General features: G+C 69.3%; 23 protein-coding genes and 2 tRNA genes. 7 read left to right on the forward strand and 18 right to left on the reverse strand.

Features of this window, described 5'->3' with window-relative positions; translation table 11 throughout:
• Positions 1 to 14 precede the first annotated feature (14 nt).
• Complete coding sequence (locus ACZ6SD_RS16925) at positions 15 to 719, forward strand: hypothetical protein (protein WP_465317867.1); 705 nt, start codon at positions 15 to 17, stop codon at positions 717 to 719.
• Here the strand turns inward: ACZ6SD_RS16925 and ACZ6SD_RS16930 are convergent.
• The 6 genes from ACZ6SD_RS16930 to ACZ6SD_RS16955 form a co-directional block, all read right to left on the reverse strand.
• On the reverse strand, positions 712 to 1,629 hold the full coding sequence (locus tag ACZ6SD_RS16930) for an amidohydrolase family protein (RefSeq protein WP_465317868.1): 918 nt from the start codon (positions 1,627 to 1,629) through the stop codon (positions 712 to 714). The two genes, ACZ6SD_RS16925 and ACZ6SD_RS16930, sit on opposite strands and share 8 nt — an antisense overlap.
• The gene (smpB, locus tag ACZ6SD_RS16935) at positions 1,626 to 2,102 is read right to left on the reverse strand and encodes an SsrA-binding protein SmpB (RefSeq protein ID WP_465317869.1); all 477 of its coding nucleotides are present in this window, start codon (positions 2,100 to 2,102) and stop codon (positions 1,626 to 1,628) included. The genes ACZ6SD_RS16930 and smpB overlap by 4 nt, the downstream gene beginning before the upstream one ends.
• A gap of 45 nt (positions 2,103 to 2,147) precedes the next feature.
• On the reverse strand, positions 2,148 to 3,050 hold the full coding sequence (gene ftsX, locus ACZ6SD_RS16940) for a permease-like cell division protein FtsX (protein WP_465317870.1): 903 nt from the start codon (positions 3,048 to 3,050) through the stop codon (positions 2,148 to 2,150).
• 41 nt (positions 3,051 to 3,091) lie between these two features.
• Positions 3,092 to 3,781, reverse strand: a complete 690-nt coding sequence (gene ftsE, locus ACZ6SD_RS16945; protein WP_091457092.1) for a cell division ATP-binding protein FtsE — start codon at positions 3,779 to 3,781, stop codon at positions 3,092 to 3,094.
• 90 nt (positions 3,782 to 3,871) lie between these two features.
• Complete coding sequence (prfB, locus tag ACZ6SD_RS16950; protein ID WP_465317871.1) at positions 3,872 to 4,972, reverse strand: peptide chain release factor 2; 1,101 nt, start codon at positions 4,970 to 4,972, stop codon at positions 3,872 to 3,874.
• Between the two features lie 228 nt (positions 4,973 to 5,200).
• Positions 5,201 to 5,701: a PadR family transcriptional regulator gene (locus ACZ6SD_RS16955; RefSeq protein WP_465317872.1), complete on the reverse strand. Its 501-nt coding sequence runs from the start codon at positions 5,699 to 5,701 to the stop codon at positions 5,201 to 5,203.
• Between the two features lie 752 nt (positions 5,702 to 6,453).
• Here ACZ6SD_RS16955 and ACZ6SD_RS16960 point away from each other — a divergent pair.
• On the forward strand, positions 6,454 to 7,080 hold the full coding sequence (locus ACZ6SD_RS16960; RefSeq protein ID WP_465317873.1) for an NADPH-dependent FMN reductase: 627 nt from the start codon (positions 6,454 to 6,456) through the stop codon (positions 7,078 to 7,080).
• Between the two features lie 79 nt (positions 7,081 to 7,159).
• Here the strand turns inward: ACZ6SD_RS16960 and ACZ6SD_RS16965 are convergent.
• The 3 genes from ACZ6SD_RS16965 to ACZ6SD_RS16975 all read right to left on the reverse strand — a co-directional run bounded on the left by ACZ6SD_RS16965 (position 7,160) and on the right by ACZ6SD_RS16975 (position 10,844).
• Positions 7,160 to 7,233: transfer RNA gene (locus tag ACZ6SD_RS16965), tRNA-Met, on the reverse strand.
• Between the two features lie 445 nt (positions 7,234 to 7,678).
• A tRNA-Met gene (locus ACZ6SD_RS16970) sits at positions 7,679 to 7,752 on the reverse strand.
• Positions 7,753 to 7,820: 68 nt separating this feature from the next.
• A complete protein-coding gene (locus ACZ6SD_RS16975) occupies positions 7,821 to 10,844 on the reverse strand; it encodes a UPF0182 family protein (RefSeq protein ID WP_465317874.1) in 3,024 nt (1,007 codons plus the stop codon).
• Positions 10,845 to 11,098: 254 nt separating this feature from the next.
• Here ACZ6SD_RS16975 and ACZ6SD_RS16980 point away from each other — a divergent pair, with 254 nt between their 5' ends.
• Positions 11,099 to 11,617: a PPA1309 family protein gene (locus ACZ6SD_RS16980; protein WP_465317875.1), complete on the forward strand. Its 519-nt coding sequence runs from the start codon at positions 11,099 to 11,101 to the stop codon at positions 11,615 to 11,617.
• Positions 11,618 to 11,626: 9 nt separating this feature from the next.
• Here ACZ6SD_RS16980 and ACZ6SD_RS16985 read toward each other — a convergent pair whose 3' ends face one another.
• Complete coding sequence (locus ACZ6SD_RS16985) at positions 11,627 to 12,673, reverse strand: YlbL family protein (RefSeq protein WP_465317876.1); 1,047 nt, start codon at positions 12,671 to 12,673, stop codon at positions 11,627 to 11,629.
• Between the two features lie 133 nt (positions 12,674 to 12,806).
• Between ACZ6SD_RS16985 and ACZ6SD_RS16990 the strand changes: the two genes are divergently transcribed.
• Positions 12,807 to 14,141 carry a zinc-dependent metalloprotease gene (locus ACZ6SD_RS16990; RefSeq protein WP_465317877.1) on the forward strand — a complete coding sequence of 445 codons (1,335 nt, stop codon included), beginning with the start codon at positions 12,807 to 12,809 and terminating at the stop codon, positions 14,139 to 14,141.
• 658 nt (positions 14,142 to 14,799) lie between these two features.
• On the opposite strand, the gene ACZ6SD_RS16995 is transcribed toward ACZ6SD_RS16990, so the two are convergent.
• Positions 14,800 to 15,330: a SprT-like domain-containing protein gene (locus ACZ6SD_RS16995; protein WP_465317878.1), complete on the reverse strand. Its 531-nt coding sequence runs from the start codon at positions 15,328 to 15,330 to the stop codon at positions 14,800 to 14,802.
• Between the two features lie 110 nt (positions 15,331 to 15,440).
• Here ACZ6SD_RS16995 and ACZ6SD_RS17000 point away from each other — a divergent pair, with 110 nt between their 5' ends.
• Both ACZ6SD_RS17000 and ACZ6SD_RS17005 read left to right on the forward strand, forming a co-directional pair.
• On the forward strand, positions 15,441 to 16,496 hold the full coding sequence (locus ACZ6SD_RS17000; protein WP_465317879.1) for a hypothetical protein: 1,056 nt from the start codon (positions 15,441 to 15,443) through the stop codon (positions 16,494 to 16,496).
• A 354-nt stretch (positions 16,497 to 16,850) separates the two neighbouring features.
• Complete coding sequence (locus tag ACZ6SD_RS17005) at positions 16,851 to 18,158, forward strand: ABC1 kinase family protein (RefSeq protein ID WP_465317906.1); 1,308 nt, start codon at positions 16,851 to 16,853, stop codon at positions 18,156 to 18,158.
• Between the two features lie 830 nt (positions 18,159 to 18,988).
• On the opposite strand, the gene ACZ6SD_RS17010 is transcribed toward ACZ6SD_RS17005, so the two are convergent.
• On the reverse strand, positions 18,989 to 19,810 hold the full coding sequence (locus tag ACZ6SD_RS17010) for an NADP-dependent oxidoreductase (protein ID WP_465317880.1): 822 nt from the start codon (positions 19,808 to 19,810) through the stop codon (positions 18,989 to 18,991).
• Between the two features lie 105 nt (positions 19,811 to 19,915).
• On the opposite strand from ACZ6SD_RS17010, the gene ACZ6SD_RS17015 reads away from it, so the two are divergent.
• Positions 19,916 to 20,311, forward strand: coding sequence for a winged helix-turn-helix transcriptional regulator (locus tag ACZ6SD_RS17015; RefSeq protein ID WP_465317881.1), 396 nt, complete (start codon positions 19,916 to 19,918; stop codon positions 20,309 to 20,311).
• Here ACZ6SD_RS17015 and ACZ6SD_RS17020 read toward each other — a convergent pair.
• From ACZ6SD_RS17020 to ACZ6SD_RS17045, 6 genes are all read right to left on the reverse strand, one after another.
• Positions 20,296 to 20,484: a hypothetical protein gene (locus ACZ6SD_RS17020; protein ID WP_465317882.1), complete on the reverse strand. Its 189-nt coding sequence runs from the start codon at positions 20,482 to 20,484 to the stop codon at positions 20,296 to 20,298. The two genes, ACZ6SD_RS17015 and ACZ6SD_RS17020, sit on opposite strands and share 16 nt — an antisense overlap.
• Positions 20,485 to 20,495: 11 nt before the next feature.
• Positions 20,496 to 21,365 carry a class I SAM-dependent methyltransferase gene (locus ACZ6SD_RS17025; protein ID WP_465317883.1) on the reverse strand — a complete coding sequence of 290 codons (870 nt, stop codon included), beginning with the start codon at positions 21,363 to 21,365 and terminating at the stop codon, positions 20,496 to 20,498.
• A gap of 68 nt (positions 21,366 to 21,433) precedes the next feature.
• The gene (locus ACZ6SD_RS17030; RefSeq protein WP_465317884.1) at positions 21,434 to 22,297 is read right to left on the reverse strand and encodes a DUF742 domain-containing protein; all 864 of its coding nucleotides are present in this window, start codon (positions 22,295 to 22,297) and stop codon (positions 21,434 to 21,436) included.
• Positions 22,298 to 22,465: 168 nt separating this feature from the next.
• A complete protein-coding gene (locus ACZ6SD_RS17035) occupies positions 22,466 to 22,681 on the reverse strand; it encodes a hypothetical protein (RefSeq protein WP_465317885.1) in 216 nt (71 codons plus the stop codon).
• Positions 22,678 to 23,067 carry a WhiB family transcriptional regulator gene (locus ACZ6SD_RS17040; protein ID WP_091457060.1) on the reverse strand — a complete coding sequence of 130 codons (390 nt, stop codon included), beginning with the start codon at positions 23,065 to 23,067 and terminating at the stop codon, positions 22,678 to 22,680. Before ACZ6SD_RS17040 ends, ACZ6SD_RS17035 begins: the two co-directional genes overlap by 4 nt.
• Positions 23,068 to 23,198: 131 nt before the next feature.
• Positions 23,199 to 23,609, reverse strand: coding sequence for a hypothetical protein (locus tag ACZ6SD_RS17045; RefSeq protein ID WP_465317886.1), 411 nt, complete (start codon positions 23,607 to 23,609; stop codon positions 23,199 to 23,201).
• Positions 23,610 to 23,673 lie beyond the last annotated feature (64 nt).

Consider the following 23,673-nt stretch of genomic DNA (forward strand, 5'->3'; position numbering starts at 1 on the left):
GAGACACTGACCCGGTGGACAAGCTGAGGGATCACTGGTGGCAGATCGCGCTGCTCACGGCGGCGAGGGCCGTCGCGGCTTGGCCCTGGGACCCGTCGCAGGCGGCCCTGCTCACCCTGTTCGGCCTGCTTCCGATGCTCATCTGGTGCGCGGGCCTGGCCCGCTCCGCACGCCCCGGACTGGCGGTCGGCCTGATCCTGCTGGCGCTGCTGGTCTGGTTCGTCGTGCCGCGCGGCCTGGGTTTCTCCGGCCGGTGGGTCCCCTCGGACATCGAAGTCCTCTGGCTGCATCCCGCCATCGCGGCCGTCGTGTGCGCGATCGGCGCGCTGGTGGACCGCGGGCGCGTGGCGGGCGCGGGCCGTCTGCTGAGCATGGTGTTCGCCGGACTCGTCCTGGCCGGGTACGTCCTGGTGATCCGCCTGGAAGCCCCACCGGGCGACGAGGGAGTGCTGCCCGGCCCGACGGGCCTGGTGATCACCGAACGCGGTGACATCTGCGGCTCCGGCGGCTGCGCGCGGGAACTGGACGCCACCGGAGCCAACGCGGTCGACCTCATGCGAAGCCACCTCGCGGCGCAGGGCTTCACTCCCTACCCCAACTCAGGTCTCAACGACGAGCGGTTCTGCCGGACAACCGGCCTGCTGACCCCGCACGAAACGTGCGCCGAACTGCGAGCCATCGCACCGGACACCGTCCGCATCGCCTGGTACATCAGCTGAATCGACTCGGCTCGGCCGCGCCCGAGACCCCCAGCAATCGAGCGGGATTCTCATACAGAACCCCGCGCAAGAACCCCTCCCCCAACTCTTCCCCCCATTCCGCGATCACCCGCAACTGCTCGGCGTACTCATACGGAATGCTCGGGAAATCCGTCCCCAGCACAATCCGGTCGGGCATGTCGGCCACCCGCCGAATCCAGTCCTCGGGCAACGGCGCGGACCGCGAAGTGAACTCCACCCCCACCATCGTCGTGTCCAGGTGCACGCCCGGGTACCGACCCGCCAGATCCAACGCCAGAGAGATCTCCGGCATCCCCGCGTGCGCCAACACCGCCGTCAGCCGCGGATGCCGCCGCAGAACCTCCTCGAACACCCCCAGCCCGGTGAACTCCCCCGGCAGCGGCCCATGCCCGCAGTGCACCACCACCGGCACCCCGGCCTCGGCCAGCATCCCCCACGCCGGTTCCAACAACTCGGATCGAGGGTCGTACTCCCCGACCTGCACATGCGCTTTCACACACCGCGCGCCTGAGCGCAGCGCCTTCTCCACATACCGCCCCACGGACGGCTCCGGGAAAACGGTCGCGGTCGGCACGGCCTCCGGCACCCGAGCGGCGAACTCCAGCACCCACTCGGTCAGCCACTCCCCCATGCCTGCCTTGTGCGGGTAAACCAGCGGCGCGAACGCCACCACCCCCAACGACCGCAGAATCTCCACCCGCTCGGATTCCGACCGCCGATACCGCACCGGCCACGCGAGCCCGTAATTGCTTTCGGCGGCGTCGAAGTAGGCCCACACCTTCCGCTGCACCGACTCCGGCAGAAAATGCAGATGCAGATCGACCAGCCCAGGAACGCCCAGCGCGCGAACCCAGTCCGCGACCGCGGCGTCCGAACCCGGCCCGATCACACCCGCCCCTTGGCCCGCCTGCCCACCGCTTTGGCGATTTCCCGGTTGGCGTCGCGCTTGGCGAGATCCTGCCGCTTGTCGTAGGACTTCTTGCCCTTAGCCAACGCCAACTCGACCTTGACCTTGCCGTCGGAGAAGTACATCGACAACGGCACCAGCGACAGCCCGCTCTCCTTGATCTTGCCGATCAGGCGCAGGATCTCGCCCTTGTGCAGCAGCAGCTTCCGGGTGCGGCGAGGCTCGTGGTTGGTCCAGGTTCCCTGGGTGTACTCCGGAATGAACAGGTTCCGCAGCCACACCTCGCCGTCGTCCACGGTCGCGAACGCGTCGACGATCGAGGCCCGCCCTTCGCGCAGGCTTTTGACCTCGGTGCCCACCAGGACGACCCCGGCCTCGTAGGTGTCCAGGATCGAGTAATCGTGCCGCGCCTTGCGGTTGGACACGATCACCTTCTGCCCGCGTTCCTTCGCCATGACCGAAACTCTACGTGCGCGCGGGCGGGCGCTGCGACGGGATTGTCACGTGCGCACGTACAGGCGCAGGGTGACGTAGCCGGTGATGGCGGAGACGCCGAGCGCGACCAGCAGCAGCCACGGCGACACCAGCAGGATGTCCAGCCCCTCCACCGAGCGCACCACGCCCGCGGAGATCGGGTCGGCGAGGACGTCGTCCAGGAAGGACAGCTTGGCCAGCACCAGCAGGCCGATCGCCAGCAGCGCGCCGATCAGGCCGGTGACCATGGCCTCCAGGAGGAATGGAAGCTGGGTGTACCACCGGGTCGCGCCCACCAGGCGCATGATCCCGACTTCCGTGCGGCGGGTGAACGCGGACAGCTGCACGGTGTTGGAGATCAGCAGCAGCGCGGCGATGGCCATGAACAGCGCGACCGCGAAGGTGATGTTGCGGAATCCGTTGAGCGCGTTGAAGAACCGGTCCAGGAACTCGTTCTGGTCGGCGATGGTGTCCACCCCGGGCCTGCCGCCGTAGGTCTGGGTGATCACCTCGGGCCGGTCGGGGTCCTTGAGCTTGACCTGGAACGACGCGGGCAGCGCCTCGGGCCGGGCCAGCTTCACCAGCTCCGGCTGCGCCTCGAAGATCCGCTTGAACCGCTCGTAGGCGTCCTTGCGGTTCTCGAACCTGACGTCCTCCACCGCCGGGTCGCCGCGCAGCGCGCTGAACAGGGCGCGGCACGGGTCGTTGACACAGCCGTCGTCGGAGGAGGAGACGTCGTTGGTGAGGAAGACGCTGACCTCGACCTTGTCCTGGTAGAGCGTCTTCGTCTTGTCGATCATCCGCACGACCAGCAGTCCACCGCCGAGCAGGGCGAGCGAGATGGCGGTCGTGATGATCATCGCGATGGTCATCGTGATGTTCCGGCGGAGGCCGGTCACGACTTCGCTGAACACGAAGCTGGCACGCATCGGAGGTGGGCTTCCTTGCTGTCGGGGCCGGAGTGGGGAGGCTAGCGGCCGACGCCGTAGACGCCGCGGGCGTCGTCGCGGACGACGCGGCCGAGGTCGAGCTCGACCACCCGGCGCCGCATCGAGTCCACGATGGAATGGTCGTGGGTGGCCATCAGGACCGTCGTGCCCGTGCGGTTGATCCGCTCCAACAGCAGCATGATGTCCTGGCTGGTGTCCGGGTCCAGGTTTCCGGTCGGCTCGTCGGCGAGCAGCATCAGCGGCCGGTTCACGAACGCGCGCGCGATGGCCACGCGCTGCTGCTCGCCGCCGGAAAGCTCGTGCGGCATCCGCTCGGCCTTGCCCTCCAGCCCGACCAGCTCCAGCACCTCGGGCACCACCTTGCGGATGGTGTGCCGGGGCTTGCCGATGACCTCAAGGGCGAACGCCACGTTCTCCGCGACGGTCTTGTTCGCCAGCAGCCGGAAGTCCTGGAAGACGCAGCCGATGGACTGGCGCAGGCGCGGGACCCGGCGGCGCGCCATCCTCGCGACGTCGAAGTTCGCCACGTAGACCCGGCCCTTGCTCGGCACCTCCTCGCGCAGCAACAGGCGCAGGAAAGTCGACTTCCCGGACCCGGACGGGCCGATCAGGAAGACGAACTCACCCTTGTCGACCTCGACGGAAACGTTCTCCAGTGCGGGCCGCGTGGAGGTCTTGTAGACCTTGGATACCTGTTCGAGCCGGATCACGGTGGGCGAGTCTACCTTCGGTCGTTATCGAGACGTTGCCTTGGCTACCGTAGCGGTTTCCGCTGGTCACACAGGGTACGGCCGCGACTACTAGCGCGAGCGGCGCCAGCGGATCCCGGCTTCGAGGAATCCGTCGATGTCCCCGTCGAGGACCGCGGACGGATTGCCGACCTCGAACTCGGTCCGGAGGTCCTTCACCATCTGATACGGGTGCAGGACGTAAGAGCGCATCTGGTTGCCCCAGGACCCGCTGGAGGTGTCCTTGAGCGCGTCCATCTCGGCCTGCTGCTCCTGCCGACGGCGTTCGAGCAGCTTGGCCTGCAGCACGGCCATCGCCGAGGCCTTGTTCTGCAGCTGCGAGCGCTCGTTCTGGCAGGAGACGACGATCCCGGTGGGCAGGTGGGTCAGCCGGACCGCGGAGTCGGTCGTGTTGACGCCCTGTCCGCCCGGACCGGACGACCGGTACACGTCGACCCGCAGTTCCTTCTCATCGATCTCCACGTGGTCGGTCTGCTCCACGACCGGCGCGACCTCGACCGCGGCGAACGAGGTCTGCCTGCGGCCCTGGTTGTCGAACGGCGAGATCCGCACGAGACGGTGGGTGCCCTGTTCGACCGAGAGGGTGCCGTAGGCGTAGGGGGCGGCGACCTTGAACGTGGTCGACTTGATGCCCGCCTCTTCGGCGTAAGAGGTGTCGTAGACCTCGGTGGGGTAACCGTGGCGTTCGGACCACCGCAGGTACATGCGCATCAGCATCTCGGCGAAGTCGGCGGCGTCGACGCCACCGGCCTCGGACCGGATCGTCACCAGCGCGTCGCGGCCGTCGTACTCGCCGGACAGCAGGGTGCGCACTTCCAGCGAGGAGATGTCCGCGCGCAGCTTCTCGCGCTCGGTCTCGGCCTCGGCGGTCGCGTCGGCGTCCCCACCGTCCTCCTCGGCCAGCTCGTAGAGCACCGCGACGTCGTCCAGGCGCGAGCGGAGCTCCTCGACCTTGCGCAGCTCGCCCTGGCGGTGGGAGAGCTTGCTGGTGACCTTCTGCGCCGCGTCCGGGTCGTCCCAGAGGTCCGGCCGGGCGGCCTGCTCCTCCAGCTCGGCGATCTCCGCGCGCAGGCCGTCGAGGTCCATCACCGCCTCGACGCTGGCGAGCGTGGCGGAGAGTTCCTTGAGGTCAGCGGCGGCGTCCGGGTTCACGTCGGACAAGATTACGCGGGCGCGGTCGCCGCCGCCGCAGCGGTAGGCCCTGTCTCGAAGTACCGGTGCGTGTCAGTCGTGATCGGGGTGGTTCCTGGCGGTGCGGCCGCGGCGCCGCTCGTACCGGTGTCGTACTTGGGCGTCGCGGCCGTGCCGTCAGGGGCCGCATCCGGCGCGGCTGGCGCGTGCCGGTACTTCGAGACAGGGCCTGAGCCGGTCAGGACTCGGTCAGGACTTCGGGATGGAGTCCAGCAGCTTGAGCACCGCCTTCGCGCGGGCCACACCGAACTCGGCGATCGCCTTGGCGTACGGGTCCTCGGCGACCTTGACCGCGGACTTCGCGGCCTCGTGCTCGCTGTTGTAGACCTGCTTGGCCGCGTCGATCAGCCCGACGCGCTGCTTGGCGGTCAGCGTGCTCGCGTGCACCAGGCGCAGGATCAGCGGGCTGCGAAGGTGGTCGGGGCCCGGCTCGCCCGCGAGCCACGCCTTGAATGCCTTCTTGCCCGCGGCCGTGATCACGTACTGCTGGCTGGAGCGTGGACCCTGCTTGCCGAGCCGGACCAGACCACTGTCGGCCAGGGCGGGCAGCTCGCGGTAGACCTGGCTGCGCGTCACGCTGAAGAAGGAGCCGAAGCGTTCACGCGCGGCCGCCACGAGTTGGCCACCGGTCTGCGGACCCTCGTGCAGCAGACCAAGGAGTGCTGCGGCGGTTGCATTCAATTCAGACACGTTGTCCACGGTGCCACGAGTGAGCCAAGCTGTCCACAGTGGCCAAGTCGCGGAGTCCACAGTGGCTGATCGCAAACCACTGTCGAAGGGGCGTTCAGTCCGCGACCGAACAGCCGAAGCGCGGCACCCCATCTGGCCCAAACTGGGACGGTCCCACGTGGACCGGCCGCCCCCACTCACCCGAAGGAGTGGATCTCAACGGCCCGGAATACCCGTTCGGCCCAAAGGGGTGTGGGCGAACCGTAGTCAGTACGACTCCCCCAAAACACCCCTTAATGTGCGCCAGATCACTACGAATTCCGCAGGTCAGCGGCGGAATTCCGCTACCGGCACCCCTCTCGACACCCCCCGTCAACCACCCTCGGCGACCCCGGGCCCCCGCCGCGCGCACACCCAAAGCACCCCCAAAGACCCGCCGCCCCCGCCGCTCACCCATTCGGCCGCCGCGCCGCCATCCAACGCGCCATCCCCGGCTGTCAACGAGCGCGCCCGTTATTGTCCCAAGTGGACAAGTTTCACCCGCGACCGACCGAGCGCCCGACCGTGCAGCTGCACGGTTGTTCAGCACATGCCGTCCGCACGGTCATTTCAGCAGCGGAGTCAGAACCCTGTCACCCCAGCGCCCCGCCTCACAGCCCCCAGAACCCCCCTGTGCGGCGGAATCCCGCCGCTCACATTGACCTCGCCTTTACTGGAGGTCCTACCGTCGACCACACCACCACGGAGAACCACCCCAAGGGAGAACCCCCACCATGCCCACCACCCCCGCCAAACCCACCACGTCCGCCACCCCCACCGCGTCCGCCACCGAGCCCACCGCGTCCACCGAGCCCATCGCCCCCGCCAGCGCAGGAGCCCCCATCAACCTGGCCGTCATCCTCGGCAGCACCCGCGAGAACCGCTTCGGCCCCACCATCGCCACCTGGTTCCTGGACCAGGCCAAACAACGCCCAGACCTACTGGTCACCCTGATAGACCTGGCAGAGCCCACCGACTTCCCCACCAGGATCGCCGAATCCGACGCCTACGTCGTGATCACTCCCGAGTACAACCACGGCTACCCAGGCCCGCTCAAAACCGCCATCGACTCCGTCTACACGGCCTGGCAAGCCAAACCCGTAGCCTTCATCACCTACGGCGGCATCTCCGGCGGCCTACGCGCAGCGGAACAGCTCCGCCAAGTCTTCGCCGAACTCCACACCGTCACCATCCGCGAAACCGTCAGCTTCGCCAACGCCCACACCCACTTCACCCCCACCGGCGCCCCCACCGCCCCGCACGCCGTGAACCCAGCCGCCACCCTCCTGCTGGACCAGCTCACCTGGTGGGCCCACCCCCTCCGCCAGGCCCGCGCCACAACCCCCTACCCCACCACCTGACCACCTGACCAACCCCCACAACACCCAACCCCCAAAACGCGAAAAGCCCGGTCCACAAAGGACCGGGCTTTCCACGTAGTAGCGGGGACAGGATTTGAACCTGCGACCTCTGGGTTATGAGCCCAGCGAGCTACCGAGCTGCTCCACCCCGCGCCGCTTTCTTACAAGGAGAACCATACACACCCCCGCACCCCCTTTTCCACCCACCCCCCTCAATCCACCCACCCCACCAAAACCCCGTCCCCCACACCGCAGAAAAGTCCCCACCACCAACCGCCCCACCCTCACGCCACAGAGCAGAGAGGTCCCCACCACCCAACCGCCACGCCCCCATGCCGCAGAAAAGTCCCACCATCCAACCGCCTCACCCCAACCACCACGTCCCCACGCCGCAGAAAGGGTCCCCACCGCTCAACCGCCACGTCCCCACACCGCAGAGCAGAAGGTGCCACCACTCAACCGCCACCTCCCCCGCCCACCCGCCCCCCACGGGGGTCCGGGGGCAAGCCCCCGGGGCGGGGCGTGGGGGCTCCGCCCCCACAACAATGCGGAAAGACCCCCATCCACGCTTTCCGTGGATAGGGGTCTCCCAGTCTTGTAGCGGGGACAGGATTTGAACCTGCGACCTCTGGGTTATGAGCCCAGCGAGCTACCGAGCTGCTCCACCCCGCGTCGGTAAATAGGACTCTACGCGGGTGTGTCGCCGAGGTGCAAATCGGGGGGTGGTCAGGTGAGTGGGGTCACCCGCCGCCGGTGGCTCCGGGGGTTGGCGACGGTGTGGCGGACGGTGAGGACGGTGGCGCCGAGGTCTGGCCCGCCTTCGACTTGGCCGTGTCGTACTGCTTGGCCGCGGCGTCGAGTTCGGCGAGGGCCTTGCCCTGTTCGGCGAAGTCGCCGTTGCGCTGGGCGTCGCGGAGGTGGGCGATGGCGGCGTTGAGGGCCTGCACCGCTTGGTCCATCTCGGCGTTGCCGCCACCGCCGCCGGTCGGAGGCGGGGTGCTGGTCGGCGGGGGCGGTGTCGGGCTGCTGGGCGGGGGCGCGGTGTTCTCGCCGGGTTTGGTCGCGGAGTCACCGGTTCCCGGACCGAACACCTCGTCCAGCGCCTCATCGATGGTGGGCGCGAAGCCGACCCTGTTGCCGAAGGACACCAGGACGCCCGCGAGCTGGGGGAATGCCTTGGCGTCCTTGCGTTGGATGTAGATGGGCTCCACGTAGAGCAGTCCGCCCGCGACAGGCAGCGTCAGCAGGTTACCGAAGCGGGGTGAGACGCTGGGGTTGTTCAACAGGGTCCGGTTCTCCGCGACCTCCTTTGTGGTCTGGAACCGGTTCTGCACCTGCCCCGGACCCTCCACCTGGGACGTTCCGGCGGTGGGCAGCCGCAGGACCTTGATCTTCCCGTAGCTGCCCGGGTCGGAGGACACCGAGACCCACGAGGCCAGGAACTCCCGGTTGAGCAGGGTCAGCGCGCTGGTGATCTGGAAGGTCGCCTTGTCCTGTCCGGGCGCCTGGGCGAGGACGTAGTACGGCGGCTGCTTGGCTCCGGTGCCGGAGGGGTTGGACGCGCCGTCTTCGGTGGGGTCGGACGGGACGTTCCAGAAGCTCTTCTGGGAGAAGAACTCGCCCGCGTCGGACACGTGGTACTTCGACAGCAGTTCGCGCTGGACCTTGAACAGGTCCTCCGGGTACCGGAAGTGCGATTCGAGGTCCTTGGAGATTTCCGACTTCGGCTTCACCGTGCCGGGGAAGACGCCCTGCCACGCCTTGAGGACCGGGTCCTTCTCATCGATCGCGTAGAGGTTCACGCTGCCGTCGTAGGCGTCGACGGTGGCCTTGACCGAGTTGCGGATGTAGCTGATCGTCCGGTTCTCCTGGCGGACGACGCCCGCGAGGGAGTCGGTCGTGGCCTCGCCGAGCGGGGTGCGCTGGGCGTACGGGTAGTTCTCCAGGGTGGTGTAGCCGTCCACGATCCACTGGATGCGGCCGTCCACGACGGCCGGGTACGGGTCGCCGTCCACGGTCAGCCACGGGGCGACCATGCTCACCCGGTCCCGCGGGTTGCGGTTGTACATGATCTTCGCGCCCTCGCCGATCTGCGAGGAGAACAGGATGTTGCGCTCGGTGTTGTGCGCGGCGAAGACGATCTTGTTGAACAGCCCGTCGATGGGGACGCCGCCACTGCCGGTGTAGGCGTAGGTCTTGTCGGAGGTGTCGTACTCCATCGGCTTGTCGCCGTCCTTGCCGCCGACGATCGCGTAGTCGGTGGCGAGTTCGCCGTAGTAGATGCGCGGTTCCTTGACCTCGATCGGGCCCTTGGTGTTCAGGTCGCTGACCTTGAAGACCGGGTAGCCGCCCTGGTCGTTGTTCTGGCCCTCGGCGTCCTGCAGCGCGGAGTTGATCGTGTTCGCGGGCGCGGCGACGAAGCCGTGGCCGTGGGTGAAGACCATGTGCCGGTTGATCCAGCCGCCCTGGACGTCGGTCAGGCCGTCGGACTTGATCTCCCGGGCGGCGACGACGTAGTCCTGGGTCTTGCCGTCGATGGTGTAGCGGTCGACGTCGAGCTTGTCCGGGAAGCCGTAGAAGTTCTCCCGGCCTTCGCGCTGGGTGAACGTGGGCGCGAGGATGTTCGGGTCGAGCAGCCGCACGTTGGAGATGGTGTTGATGCTGCTCTGCTCGGAGCGGATCTTCGCGGGCGAGACGTCGGTGGTGCCCGCGTAGCCCTCGGTGGTCACCTGCTCGTCGGTGATGCCGAACGCGGCCCGGGTGGCCTCGATGTTGCGCTGGATGGACAGCGCTTCCTTGGCGTTCTCGTTGGGGCGCACCGAGAACTGCTGGATGACCGCGGGCCACGCCGCGCCGACGAGGATGCCGGACAGGATCAGCAGCGCGGTCGCGATCGCGGGGAGCTGGAGGTTGCGCAGGAACGCGCCCGCGAAGAACGCGACCGCGCAGAAGCCCGCGATGAACATCAGGATCAGCTTGGCGGGCAGCACCGCGTTGAGGTCGGTGAAGGTCGCGCCGCTGAAGCTGACGCCGCTGAAGCTCTCCCGCTGGGAGAACAGCAGCTCGTAGCGCTCGAAGAAGTAGTCGACGGCGTAGATCAGCACGAACACGCCCGCGGTGATCGACAGCTGCATGCGCGCGGGCGCGGCGAGCTGCCCGCCCTTGCCAGCCAGCCGGATGCCGCCGAACAGGTAGTGCGTGATGAGCGCGCCGAAGAAGGCGATGGCGACGCCGACGAACAGCCAGTTGATCAGCCAGGTGATGAACGGGAGCGTGAACGCGTAGAAGCCGATGTCGATGTTGAACTGCGGGTCGGTGACGCCGAAGTCCGTTCCGTTGAGCAGCAACTGCGTCTGCTGCCAGTCCGACTGCGCCGCCGAGCCCGCGATCAGCCCCATCACCAGCGGGATGCCGATGCCGAACAGCCGCACCCGCTGCACCACTGTGGAGCGGTAGCGGGCGAGCGGGTCGTCGGCTCCGGAGACCGGCACGAACACCGGACGCGAGCGGTAGGCGATCCACAGGCTCAGCGCGAGCAGGCCGCCGACGAAGGCGCCGACCGCGAAGAACAGGACGATCCGCGTCCACAGGATGGTGGTGAACACCGACCGGAACCCGACCTCGCCGAACCACAGCCAGTTCACATAGGTGCTGAGCAACCGCGACCCGACCAGCAGGAGCAGGATGAACGCGGTGGCGATGACAAGCAGGAACCGGCTGCGACGGGACAGCTTCGGCAGGCCGATCGGGGGCCGAGTGGCCACTGGGCACGCTCCAGAGTCGCTGGCAAAGAGTCTCCGGGCGAGCCGTGGACCCGCCCTGGTTGTTCAACTCTATTAGGACGGGTTCAGGTTCCCGTGAGGGTGCCCGAAATGTGCGGATGACCTGGACCGGCCTTCCCATCGGGTGAACTCACGGGGTTGGGGAGATGCGACGATGTGCCGATGAGCGAGCTTGCGAGCGGACAGTCGACACAGCGCGTGGGCGCGCGCGGCCACCGGTCTGGTGAGGTGGCCCGATGAGCGCTCCCACCCACCATGACCTGCCCTCGGTGACCCGCGAGGTCGAGGAGTTCGTGTCCACGGGCGGCTGGGACCAGCCGCCGCAGCTGTTCGCCCTGGTCCCCACCGAGCACCTGCTCCGCGAGCAGCCCGACCTCGCGGGCCAGGTGGACGCCGAGTCCACCCTGACCCCGGTCGCGCAGGAGGCGCTGGAGGAGCCCGATCTCGGGGTCGCGCTGGCCGGGATCATGTGGCCGCCGGTCGTGGCCGGGTGCGCGCTCGCGCAGGAGATCGTGATCCTGCCGCCCGAGGCGGAGGCGGACCTGCCCGAGGGCGACAGCGACGCGTTGAGCCGGATCGCCGCGACCCACCCGCAGGCCCGGGAGGCCCGGCTGGTCGCGGCGGCGCTGCGCGACGGCACGGTCGCCTGCGTGCTCAGGCTGCGCAGCGCCGAGGGCGAGCTGGACGAGATCATCGAGCACCGGGACCTGGCGGCGAACCTCACCACCGCCCTGCTCGACACACTGCGGGACTGACGGGGCGCGCTAGCAGCCGGGCACGTCCCGGCCCGCTTTCAGGTCCTCTAGCGCCCGCACGGCGCCGCCCAGGTTCTCCACCTTCACCAGGCGCAGGCCCGCGGGGGCGTTGTCCTTGGCCTCCGCGCAGTTGTCCGCGGGGACCAGGAACGTCGTCGCGCCCGCCTCCCGGGCGGCGACCATCTTGAACGGGATGCCGCCGATGCGCCCGACCCGGCCCTCGATGTCGATCTCGCCGGTGCCCGCGATGGTGGCGTTGTCGCCCAGGTCGCCGGGGGTGAGCCGGTCGACGATGGCCAGCGCGAAGATCAGCCCGGCGGACGGGCCGCCGACGTTCTGCAGGCTGATCGTGGTGGTGAACGGCACGTCCGGGCGCTCGACCGGGCCGAGCCCGATGAACCCCTCCGGCCGGTCCTCCGCGCCGTGGTCGCTTGCCTTGCCCAAGGTAAGCGTGGCTGTCTTCTCCTGGCCGTCGCGCTTGTAGGTGATCGAGACGCTCTGTCCTGGCGCCGTGCCCGCGAGCGAGGCGCGCACGTCGGCCGCGGTGACGATGGTCTTGCCATTGACGGTCAGGAGCTGGTCGCCGGGGACGAGGACCTTGTCCGCCGGGGCGCCCGCGGTGATCTGCTGGGCGATCACCTTCATCGGGTACTTGAGGTAGCGCAGCGCGGCCACCTCGGCGTTGCTCTGCGAGTCCTGGAAAAGCTTGGTGTTCTGCTGGTCTATCTCTTCCTCGGTCTCCCCTGGCCGGAAGTACTCTTCGCGGGGCGCGAGCGCGTACCGCCCGCTCACCCACCGGCCAAGAGCGCCGAAGAGAGTGATGTCGTCGTTCACCGACACCGTGGTCATCCGGAGCTGACCGGTGGTCGGGTAAGTCGGCTCGCCGTCGACCTTCACCACGGGCACGCCCTCGACCGCGCCCAGGGTGTCGAAGGTCGGGCCGGGGCCGAGCGAGACGTACGGGATGGGGACGAGCACGCCGACCAGCAGCAGCGTGAGCGTGCAGACCAGGCTGGCCACCAGCGTCCACCCGCGTCGGGACAGCGATCTCGACATCGGTTCGACCGCTGGCGCTGGCTGCTGAGCTGGGGCATCTGGTGGGGTGCTCACGACGTCACAGAGTACGTGCGTTCGCCAACGGCGAATCACCGGACGGCAGACCTACGGCGCCGCCGCGTACCGTGGACACATGAGCGAGTTCACGTTCGGCTTCAGCGCGCCGGACCCGGACGACCGGGACAAGAACAAGGACCCGAACTCGGGCGAGCCCGGGAAGGGCGGGGCCGGGGAAAACCCGTTCGACGCCTTCGGCCAGCTCGGCCAGATGCTCAGCCAACTCGGGCAGATGCTCAGCCAGGCTGGCACGTCGACCGGCCCGGTGAACTACGACCTCGCCAAACAGATCGCGGTGCAGAAGCTGTCCGGCCAGATGGGCTTCGTCGCCCCGTCGGACTCCGGCAAGGCCGTGACCGACGCCGTGCACCTCGCCGAGATGTGGCTCGACCCGGTCACCACCTTGCCCGCGGGCGCCACCGTGGCCAAGGCATGGACTCCCCGCGACTGGGTGGAGCACACCCTGCCCACCTGGCAGCGCCTGTGCGACCCGGTGGCCCGCCGCATGTCCGGGGCCTGGGTGGACGCGCTGCCCGCGGAGGCCAAGCAGCAGGCGGGCCCGCTGCTGGCGATGGTCGGCCAGATGGGCGGCATGGCGTTCGGCTCGCAACTGGGCAACGCGCTGGCCCAGCTCGCCGCCGAGGTCCTGACCTCCACTGACATCGGCCTGCCCCTTGGCCCCACCGCCACCGCCGCGCTGCTCCCGGCGAACATCGAGGAGTTCACCAAGGGCTTGGAGCGGCCCGCCAGCGAGGTCATCGTCTTCCTCGCCGCCCGCGAGGCGGCTCACCAACGCCTCTTCGCGCATGTCCCGTGGCTGCGCCAGCGCCTGCTCGCCACCGTCGAGGAGTTCGCCAGCGGCATCAAGGTGGACACGGCGGCCCTGGAACAGCTGGCCTCCCAGGTCGACCCGTCGAACCCGGAAACCATCGAACGCGCCATGCAGTCCGGCATGCTCGAACCAGAGACCACCCCGGAGCAAAAAGCGGCCCTAACCCGCCTCGAAACCCTCTTGGCCCTGGTAGAAGGCTGGGTGGACATAGTCGTAGGCGAAGCCGTCAGCGAACGCCTCCCCGGCGCAGACGCCCTCCGCGAAACCCTCCGCCGCCGCCGCGCCTCCGGCGGCCCTGCGGAACAGACCTTCGCCACCCTGGTCGGCCTGGAACTACGCCCCCGCCGCCTCCGCGCAGCAGCCTCCCTCTGGCGCCTGCTCACCGACCAACACGGCATAGAAGCCCGAGACGCCCTCTGGGCCCACCCAGACCTCATGCCCACCGCCACCGACCTAGACGATCCCCTGGAGTTCGCCGAACGCCTGGGCACAAAGTCCGACCTGGACGACGACCCCATCGCCCAACTCAAGCGGACCGAACAGTCCCCAGAGTCCAAGGACGCCGAACCCGAGGACTAGCGTTTCCGGTTTCTGGCTGAGGTTTTCTGGCTGGTGGGGCTGGATCGGGTGGAGTGGTTTCTTCGGGGCCCCTACGAAGGAAGATCGCCGTGTGAAAGACGGGTGGGAAGCCTACGGCCTCACACGCGCAGCCAGCTTAGCGATCTTCCTTCTCCCCCGAAGAAACCACTCCACCCGATCCAGCACTTGGCGAGCGTGAGGAACCAAGGCGGTGCCTCGGTTTGCCCCAGGCCACTTGACCTGGCACTTCGGGTCGCCCAGCGGGTGATGGAACGGCACGCGCACCCACCCGCGCCCAGGCCTGCCGGGTGCTAGACGGGGTGGAGCAGCACACCCCCGGCTAGCCGAGCCTGGCCCTGCCAGGCACCGGGTGAGCGAACGAGCACACGGTCCTGCTAGCCGGGCCCGGCTCTGCTAGGTGCCAGAGGGGCAAGGAGCGAACCTGCCCTCCTGCCAGGCCGCACCTGACCCTGCCAGGTGCTCGATGGGGTGGAGTGGTTTCTTTGGGGGAGAAGGAAGATCCCTAAACTCGCCGTGGTCGTGGGGCCGAAGGCTCCCCACCCGTCTTTCCCACGACGGGATCTTCCTTCGTAGGGGCCCCAAAGAAACCACTCCACCCCATCGAGCAACCCCCGCAACCCGGGACCACCGAGCCCAGCTAGTCAGCAGCAGCAATCCCCCACCCAGCAGCAGCGGACAACCCCTCCAAATACCCCACAGCACGATCCGTCCGCGGATACCGCCGCGCCAACTCCCAGAAGTCCTCCCCATGCCCAGGCACCAGCAGATGCGCCAACTCGTGCACCAGCACATAGTCGAGCACCCAGGCAGGCACCTCCTGCAGCCGTTCACTCACCCGGATCGTCCGGTCCACTGGAGTGCACGACGCCCACCGAGTCCGCATTGGCGGCACCCAGCGGACCGAGCGTGGGTCGCACTTCCCGTCGAAGTACAGCGCTGACAGCTCCCCGCAGCGCGTGAGCAGCGCCGCGTCGGAGGTTCGGGCAGGTGAGCGCCTGCGGGTCTCGTTGCGCAGGAGCCTGCGCTGCATTTCCTGCACCCAGTGGGCTTCCTCTTTCTTGGAGAGCCGGGCCGGGATGAGGACGATGAGGGTGTCACCTTCGCGATAGGCGGTGACGGTGCGGGTTCTGCGCTTGCTCCTGCGCACCTCGACGCGGGGTTCGGCCACGGTGCCAACCGTAAAGGTCCGCACCGACACAACGGGAGGACCGGTGGGGTGTGACTCTCGCCTGTGGATAACTCGCTACGCCATTCGGCCCAAGCCGGCAGCCTGTGCCCATGCGAGAACAGACACTTCCCCAGCGCCCCCGTCTCCGGCCGGGGGTGGCCGTGCTGCGCCGCCGGGCGGGTGAGATCCAAGTCGGCCTGCATCCGCGGCGGGCCGCGGTCGTCAGCGGCCTGCCGGATCCGGTCGTCGCGGCCGCCGCCGACCTCGATGGCGGCCACACCACGGCGGAGCTCCTGGCCGCGCTCGGGTCAGCGCACCGGTCCACCATGCGCGCCCTGTTGGCGAGCCTGGCGAGTCAAGGCTTGGTGGAGGACGCCGCCGCTCCTGGTTCATCCGCCCCACGACGCTTGGCCGCCGATCAGACGACCGCCGCCCTACGCGCCCCCACCGCCACACTGGCCGACCGTTCCCAGGCGGCCGTCCACCTGCGCGGCAACGGCCGCATCGCGGTGGCCCTGGCCTGCCTGCTCGCCGCGGCGGGCATCGGCCGTCTCCACGTCTCGGCGGAAGGCACGGTCACCGCGGAAGACGTGGGCGCGGGCCTGCGCCAGGAGGACATCGGCCGCCCCCGCCAAGCCGCGGCCCACGACGCCATCCACCGCGTCGACGACACGGTCCGCGTCCAGCGCTTCACCCGCAGGCAGCCGGACCTGGTCGTCCTCACCGACGCCCTGGTGCCCGATCCCGGCGTGGTGATCTCCCTGGCAGCCGACGCCGTCCCCCACCTCTGCGCCCGAGTCCGCGACGGTGTCGGCATCGTCGGCCCCCTGGTCGTTCCGGGCATCACCAGCTGTCTCCGCTGCGCCGACCACCACCGAACCGACATCGACCCGTGCTGGCCCACCGTCGCCGCCCAGTTGGCGGGCCGAGCCCAGTTGGCCGACCTGGCCACCGTCCACGCCACCGCTGGCGTCGCCGCCGCCCAGGTCATCGACGCCCTCGGCTGGCTGAGCGCCCCCGACCCCAACCCGCCCGCCGTCTGGAACGCCGCCGTCGAGATCGACCCGTTCGCCGCCACCGTCGACCACCGCCCCTGGGCTCCACACCCGGCCTGCCCTTGTCGAGCCGCCACCCACCCCACCTACCGCCGCCCCCGCAGACGATGACAACCACCCCGAGCCGACCCAACCGCCCCGCAACGCCGCCACCAGCGAAAATCCGTCCAGCCGCACCCCCAATCCACACTCCGGCGGCCGGTCCACCAGTCCGCGACCACACCACTGGCCCGCCCTCGCGAAGGGCGAGGGGACGCCTGCGGCCGAGGTCGGCCACGGGCCGTGATGGCGGACAGCAGGCAAGCTGATGCGGGCCAGCCAAACGCGCGCGCGGGCGGAAACGCGCCGTCGACAGTGCGTGTTCGCGAGCCGCTCCAGGGGCGAATGTGAGCAGCCCGCCTGTGACCACCGGGTATTTTCGTGCGGTTCGCCGCCTGGGCAAGGGAGAATCGGCTCGTGACCGAGATGCCACGCAAGACTGTCGCGCGCACCGCACGGCTCGCCAGCATTCCGCTTGGGGTGGCGGGGCGGGCGGTGGGCGGCTGGGGGAAGCGGCTCGCCGGGCAGAGCGCCGACCAGGTCAGCGCCGAGTTGTCCGCGCGCACGGCCGAGCAGCTGTTCGCGGTGTTGGGGCAGCTCAAGGGCGGTGCGATGAAGTTCGGGCAAGCGCTTTCGGTGTTCGAGGCCGCAGTGCCCGACGAGTTGGCCGAGCCCTACCGGGAGGCGTTGACCAAGCTGCAGGCCGCGGCTCCGCCGATGAGTTCGCAGGCAACGCACCGGGTGCTCGGGCAGCAGCTTGGACGGGGCTGGGCGAAGCGGTTCGCCGAGTTCGACGACGTTCCCGCCGCCGCGGCGAGCATCGGGCAGGTCCACAAGGCGGTGTGGCACGACGGCAGGCAGGTCGCGGTCAAGGTGCAGTACCCGGGGGCGGATGAGGCGCTGCTGTCGGACCTGCGGCAGCTTCAGCGGTTCAGCAGGCTGTTCCAGCCCTTCGCGCCGGGCATGGAGATCAAGCCGCTGTTGCAGGAACTCGCCGACCGGATGACCGAGGAACTGGACTACCGCGCCGAGGCCGAGAACCAGCGCGTCTTCGCGAAGGCGTTCGCCGGTGACGACCGCGTGCTGGTCCCGAAGGTCGTGGCGAGCGCCCCCAAGGTCACCGTCACCGAATGGGTCGACGGCCGCCCCCTGGCCGCGATCATCAAAGACGGCACCCGAGAAGAACGCGACACAGCGGGCACGCTCCTCTCGGAGTTCCACTTCTCCTCACCCGCCCGCTCGGGTCTGCTGCACTCCGACCCGCACCCAGGCAACTTCATGATCACCGCCGACGGCCGCCTCTGCGTCATCGACTTCGGCGCGGTCGCCCGCCTCCCCGAGGGTTTGCCGCGCCCCCTGGGCCAAATGACCCGCCTGTCCCTCCAGGGCCACTCCACCCAACTGATGAACCTCATGCGCGACGAGGGTTTCATCCGCCCCGGCATGCAACTGGACGCCGACGACGTCCTGGCCTACCTGGCCCCCTTCGCCGAACCAGCGGCGGTGGAAACCTTCCACTTCACCCGCCGCTGGATGCGCCGCCAAGCAGGCCGAGTCGGCGACCTACGCGGCCAAGACTTCAAAACCGGCCGCTCCCTAAACCTCCCCCCGCAATACCTCCTAGTCCAACGCGTCACCGCAGGCGCCACCGGCATCCTCTGCCAACTGGACGCCAAGGTCCCAGTCCGAGCCATCATCTCCCGCTGGCAACCCGGCTTCGCCGACGAAGACTGAGCAGGGGTAAAGCAGAGAGCACCACCTTCCCCCAACCACCGCCCGCCCCCACCAGGTAGCCGCACGCCGGACTCATCTTCTGGCGCTGGGGGTGGGCCTGGCAGGGGAGGGGGTTCGCGCCAGGGCCGTCAAACGCCTGGTGGCGTCGGTGCCACCTGGGAAGAGGGGCGAGTTCGTTGCCCCACTGAGCACTGGGCGAGCCAGCCCCAACAGCCCCCTCGCCCGCCACCCACCCCAACCAAGCCCACCCACCCGGCCCCAGATGGGTGGAGCAGCGAACACCCTTGAGCACCTGCCAACCCTGCCAGGTGCTCAACGGGGTAAACCGACCAGCGAACCCGCGCCCCCCTGCCAACCAGCACCTAACGCTGCCAGGTGCCAGATGGGTGACCTAGCAGCGAACCTGCTCCCCTGCCAGGCCGAACCAGCGCCCGCCAGGTGCTCGATGGTGCAAAACGAGCAGCAAACCCGCCCCCAACGAAGCCGCACCCGCCCCTAACCACCTCCCTGCCAGGCCGCACCCGAGCCTGCCAGGTGCTCGATGGGGTGGAGTGGTTTCTTTGGGGGTGAAGGAAGATCCCTAAACTCGCCGTGGTCGTGGGGCCGAAGGCTCCCCACCCGTCTTTCCCACGACGGGATCTTCCTTCGTAGGGGCCCCAAAGAAACCACTCCACCCCATCGAGCAACCCCACACAACCCACGCCACCCAGGGAACCCAGAGAGCCCAGCTCACGGCACCAACACAAGCCTCCCCCGCACACCCCCCTTCCCCAACCGCTCATGCGCAGCACCAACTTCATCCAACGAATACGTCCCCCCAACCCGCAAACTCAACACCCCGCCGACGCAAGCCGCACCACATGCCCCAACTCCCCCGAATCCGCCGCGACATACACAGTCGACACCCGAGTCCCACGCACCGGCACCGGCTCCGCCCCCGCGACAACCGCCACATACCCGCCCCGGTCCCGCACAGCATCCAACGCGGCCATCCCAAGAACCGCCGCGTCGATCACCCCGTCAACCCCACCCGGAATCACCGCCCGCACCTGATCAACCACTGTGCCCGCACGCGAAACAAACACCTCAGCCCCCAACTCACGCACCAACCCCTCGTCATCCGCCCCAGCGACAGCCACCACCCGCAGCCCGCGCGCAACGGCCAGCTGCACGACATATCCACCAAGGCCGCCCGCCGCCCCAGTCACCAGAACCGTCTCCCCAGGAACCAAGCCCAACTGATCCAACGCCTGGTACGCCGTAGTCGCGTTGAGCGGAAGCGTCGCCCACTCCGCGGCCGAGCCGCTGGCCGGAATCGCCGCCACCGCCGACGCGTTGACGACCAACTGCTCGGCGTACGCCCCCAACGGCGCGTAGGTCGGAATCGCCAGGGCGACCACCCGGTCCCCGACCGCGAACCCGGTCACCCCGGCGCCGACAGCGTCGATCACCCCCGCGGCATCCCACCCGAGGCCGGTGACGTCCCGGGCGACCGCGATCCCCAGCCGCACCAGCACTCCGGCCCGGGTGGCCAGGTCGACGGGGTTGACCCCAGCGGCCTCGACCCGCAGCCGCACCTGCCCTGGCCCTGGTTCGGGCGCCGCGACCTCGGTCAGTTCCAGTTCGCCGTCTCGCACCACTACCGCACGCATGTCCGCGCTCCCTTGAGTTCGATCTCCAGTAGCACGAACCTAAAGAGTGCTACTCTCCAACAGGAAGTACGCACTTTGGAGTGCCCAACTGACGTGGAGGATCGTGTGCCCACCCGCACCGCGGCCGAGATCCGCGCGGAAGCGCGGTCGGCGTACGACGCTTTCCTGGCCGCCTGCCCGGCCCGGCAGCTACTCGACCGGCTTTCCGACAAGTGGGTAAGCCTGATCGTCAGCGCGCTGGGCGACGGCCCGATGCGCTACAGCGAACTGGCGCGCAAGATCGCGGGCGTGAGCCAGAAGATGCTCACCCAGACCCTGCGCCACCTGGAGCGCGACGGCCTGATCACCCGGGAGATCACCCCGAGTGTCCCGGTCCGGGTCGACTACCGGCTCACCCCGCTGGGGACGACGCTGCTCCCGGTCATCGGCGCCATCAAGGGCTGGGCGGAGTCGCACATGTCCGAGGTCGCCGCCGCCCGCGACGCCTACGACCGATCTTGACCGAGCCAGTACTCCGGGGGCAGCTTGCCCTCGATGTCGCGGACGTGCCGTCGGGCGCACGCCGGGCACAGCCAGCGGGGGCCGTCGAGCACCCAGGCGAGCGCGTCGACCGGCGGGTCGTCCGCGCGGTCGCGCCCGCAGAGCGAACAGGTCGGTGAACAGGCCGGAGTCATGCCGTCCGACGCTACGCCGCGCGGCCCAGGTGCACGGTGGACGCGCCGAGGACGAACACATCGTCGCGTGCTGCCACCCAATCTGGGCCGGTCGGGTCGAGCAACCGGGCCAGGGCCGCCTGGTCGGAGGCCGACAGCCGCTCGCCGCAGACCCGGGTGAGCAACCCGAGCCAGTCCGCCACCGACAGCCGGACCTGCTCGGACGCGGGCGCGGGCAGGTCGACCAGGTAGCTGAACGAGGTGACGTCGACCAGCCCGGCCTCGGCCAGCACCCGGTTCCAGCCGACCGGTGTGCGGACCGCGCCCTCGATGCCCGCGCGCATCTCGGCGAACCACTCCCCGCGCGCGGCGATCAGCCGGTCCTGCAAGCCAGGCTCGCCGACGCCGAGGTCCCAGGGCAGGCACCGGGTGCTGAGCCCGCCTTCGCCCAGCGCGAGCATCCCGCCCGGCCGCAGCAGGCGGACCAGGCCCGCGACCCCGCGCCGCTCGTCGGGCAGGTGGTGCACGACGCGCGCGGCCCACACCAGGTCGGCGGCGGGCACCAGGTCGGCGAGGCCGTCGTCGGCGGCGTCGGCCAGGACGGTGACGACCTCGACCCGGTCGCCAGCGACCTCGGCGACCCGCTCCTCGGCGGCGGCCTGCAATTCCGCGACCGCGTCGACCAGCACGATCCGCCCGCCCGAGCGGGCGGCGAGAGCCGCGGCCAGCGCGGCGGCCATGCCACCGGAGCCGGACCCGACGTCGACGACGGTCGCGCCGGGCGGCAGCGGCTCCACCAGCCGGTCGGCGACCCAGCCGTTGACCTCGGCCTCGATCGCGTCGGTCCGCCGCATCGGGGCGAGTCGGGTGGTCCAGTCGATGCCATCGTGGGTGTGCGCCATGGCCCAGACGTTAGTGAAGGTCGTTCCCACCCGGGTGGGAACGACCTTCACCGACCTCTTAAAGCCTCTTAGAGGTTGCGCAACCCGGCTAAGACCCGCTCCATGAACTCCAGGTTCGGCGCCGCGCTCGCTATCTGGTGCACGGTAAGCACGCCACGGTCGGCGAGGTCGCCGATGAGCACGCGCGCCACGCCCAGCGGCAGTCCCAGCAGCGCGGCGATCTCGGCGACCGACCGGGGCCGGGCGCACAACTCGGCGATGGGGCGGTGCTCCCAGGACACCGGCGGGCCGTGGACCGCCGTGGAGACCAGGGCTTCCAGGGCGAGGTCGTGCCGGGCGCGGGTGCGTCCGCCGGTCCACGCGTAGGGCCGGACCAGCGCATGGGACTCGGGCCTGGTCAGCCAGTCGGCGTGCTCCTCGGACCACGGCCGAGAGCTTTCGCCGAGGCCGCGCGCCGGCTCCGGCTCCCACTCGGGGGAACGGGACTCCGGCAAGTCGGCGAGTTCGCCGGACCAGCGCGGGGGGTTTTCGCCAAGATCACGCTCGGACTCGCGGTCCCGCGCCTGGGTGCGGGGCTCGGGCGGGTCGAGCCAGTCGTCCAGTTCGTCGGACCACTCCGGGGAGTTGCCCGCGAGGTCGGGGACGGTCGGCGGGTCGTAGGGCCGGTTTCTCGGTTGATCGGGTCGCTCAGCGGGCTGGTCCGTCGCCTCGTCATCGCGGCGTTTGCGCCTGCGCCCGCCGAATCGGGCGCCGACCAGGCCGACCTCGGATTCGGGATCGGGCGGTTCGAGCAGCGGATCGGCCTCGTCAGGTTCCTCTGGCGCGATCCGCCATTGTCCGGGAGGGCCGAAGCGCGCACCGGTGCGCCCCACCTCGACCCCGCGTTTTCGCCTGCGCCTGCCACCGGCGGCGCCTGTGTCGGATATTCGCATCACCACGTCAGCCCCAAGGCGCGTCGTGAACAGGGGAGGCCAACCGTAGCGCCGGGCCGCACGCGAGCGGTGACAGATCAGTTTCCATCGCGTTTCCCAACCCTAAGGACGAAGCCCGCCCCAGTGTGAGCCGGAGCGGGCTTCGTGTCGGATTTTCGCGATTGGGTTTTACAGAATGGCGTTCACTCGGTCGGCGCGGCGCGCCGCCCACTTCGCGAGCCGGTCCCAGCGCTTGGCCGCGCCCAGCAGGCGAACCAGGCGACGCGCCCGCGCCACCTGCTCCGCCTCGCGCATTCGGGATCTCGCGAGATCTTCATAAATCAGCATTTGCTGACTCCCCTGTGGCTTGAACCGGTACATCGGGTCTTTCACCAGCGCGTTCATGCGGCGACCTCGTCCCGGTTCTGGGCGGCCTGCTCGGCCGCCGCGCGGGCGACGTCCTCCTTGCGCGGGCGGCCGCGGGGCCGCTTGCGGGCGATGACGACACCGCGTTCGAAGATCTCGCCGCCCCAGACCCCCCAGGGCTCGTGCCGGGCGAGGGCCGAGGCCAGGCACGCGGCGCGCACCGGGCAGTCCCCACACAGCCCCTTCGCGCGCTCCAGTTCGGCGGGCGCGTCGGCGAACCACAGGTCCGGGTTGTCGTTCGACCGGCAGGGCAGGTCCATGCCCGCGGCGGGAGCGGCGTCCAGCAGCTCGCTCACGCCGGAACCCGGAGGGCCCATCAGGTCGTTGAGTGCTCCGCCAGTGAGCGGAACAGTGGCGGTTGACATGGTGTAAAGCTCCTGACTCTCTTGAAAAAGTGGGAAAACCGTTGCGGTGGAACCAAATTCGACAAACAAAAAGGCCGCGGATTCCGGTGTCGGAGTCCGCGGCCTCGGGGCCAGGAGTGCTTGACGGCGCGTCAAGTCCTCCAGTCCGAGAATGCGGACAGGCGGGTGCTGACATCGAGGGTGCGGACGTGCGTCCACGCGGCTGGCACGATCGACTTGACCGCGACCGGCTTGGCTGGAATAGCCATGGCCGGGCTGGTCACGACGACGCCGGTCTTGGCGGCGACGGTGGTGGCCGTGCGCGCGGTGGCGCCGACAATGGCGCGCCGTTCGCGCTGGACACGGATGACCTCGACCGCTCGGCCGCCCGCGAACGGACGCAGACCGATGCCACGGAACACAGCAGTGCCAGTGGACGCGGTGCCAGAGCACGCGGCAGAACCGATGCCCGTGGCGCCGTAGGATGCGACAGCGCCGAGAGGCGCGGCGAAGCCGTTGGACAGCACGTGGCCAAGGGTCTGCTTCATCATGAAGATCTCCACGTTGGCCACCTCCCCAGTTGTCCTCGGGCCGAAATCTTCGGGGCACTTCGTGCCCCGCTCTTGC

The organism is Actinokineospora sp. NPDC051303 (assembly GCF_055586285.1).

What these genes read in the sequence shown, in the direction of transcription:
- ACZ6SD_RS16960 (WP_465317873.1), top strand. Translation starts at nt 6,454, where the DNA reads ATGCCCACCACCCCCGCCAAACCCACCACGTCCGCCACCCCCACCGCG.
- ACZ6SD_RS17020 (WP_465317882.1), bottom strand. Translation starts at nt 20,484, where the DNA reads ATGACTCCGGCCTGTTCACCGACCTGTTCGCTCTGCGGGCGCGACCGC.
- ACZ6SD_RS17030 (WP_465317884.1), bottom strand. Translation starts at nt 22,297, where the DNA reads ATGCGAATATCCGACACAGGCGCCGCCGGTGGCAGGCGCAGGCGAAAA.
- smpB (WP_465317869.1), bottom strand. Translation starts at nt 2,102, where the DNA reads ATGGCGAAGGAACGCGGGCAGAAGGTGATCGTGTCCAACCGCAAGGCG.
- ACZ6SD_RS16980 (WP_465317875.1), top strand. Translation starts at nt 11,099, where the DNA reads ATGAGCGCTCCCACCCACCATGACCTGCCCTCGGTGACCCGCGAGGTC.
- ACZ6SD_RS17040 (WP_091457060.1), bottom strand. Translation starts at nt 23,067, where the DNA reads ATGTCAACCGCCACTGTTCCGCTCACTGGCGGAGCACTCAACGACCTG.
- ACZ6SD_RS16985 (WP_465317876.1), bottom strand. Translation starts at nt 12,673, where the DNA reads ATGTCGAGATCGCTGTCCCGACGCGGGTGGACGCTGGTGGCCAGCCTG.
- ACZ6SD_RS17035 (WP_465317885.1), bottom strand. Translation starts at nt 22,681, where the DNA reads ATGAACGCGCTGGTGAAAGACCCGATGTACCGGTTCAAGCCACAGGGG.
- ACZ6SD_RS17005 (WP_465317906.1), top strand. Translation starts at nt 16,851, where the DNA reads ATGCCACGCAAGACTGTCGCGCGCACCGCACGGCTCGCCAGCATTCCG.
- ACZ6SD_RS17010 (WP_465317880.1), bottom strand. Translation starts at nt 19,810, where the DNA reads ATGCGTGCGGTAGTGGTGCGAGACGGCGAACTGGAACTGACCGAGGTC.
- ACZ6SD_RS17025 (WP_465317883.1), bottom strand. Translation starts at nt 21,365, where the DNA reads ATGGCGCACACCCACGATGGCATCGACTGGACCACCCGACTCGCCCCG.
- ACZ6SD_RS16990 (WP_465317877.1), top strand. Translation starts at nt 12,807, where the DNA reads ATGAGCGAGTTCACGTTCGGCTTCAGCGCGCCGGACCCGGACGACCGG.
- ftsX (WP_465317870.1), bottom strand. Translation starts at nt 3,050, where the DNA reads ATGCGTGCCAGCTTCGTGTTCAGCGAAGTCGTGACCGGCCTCCGCCGG.
- ACZ6SD_RS17000 (WP_465317879.1), top strand. Translation starts at nt 15,441, where the DNA reads ATGCGAGAACAGACACTTCCCCAGCGCCCCCGTCTCCGGCCGGGGGTG.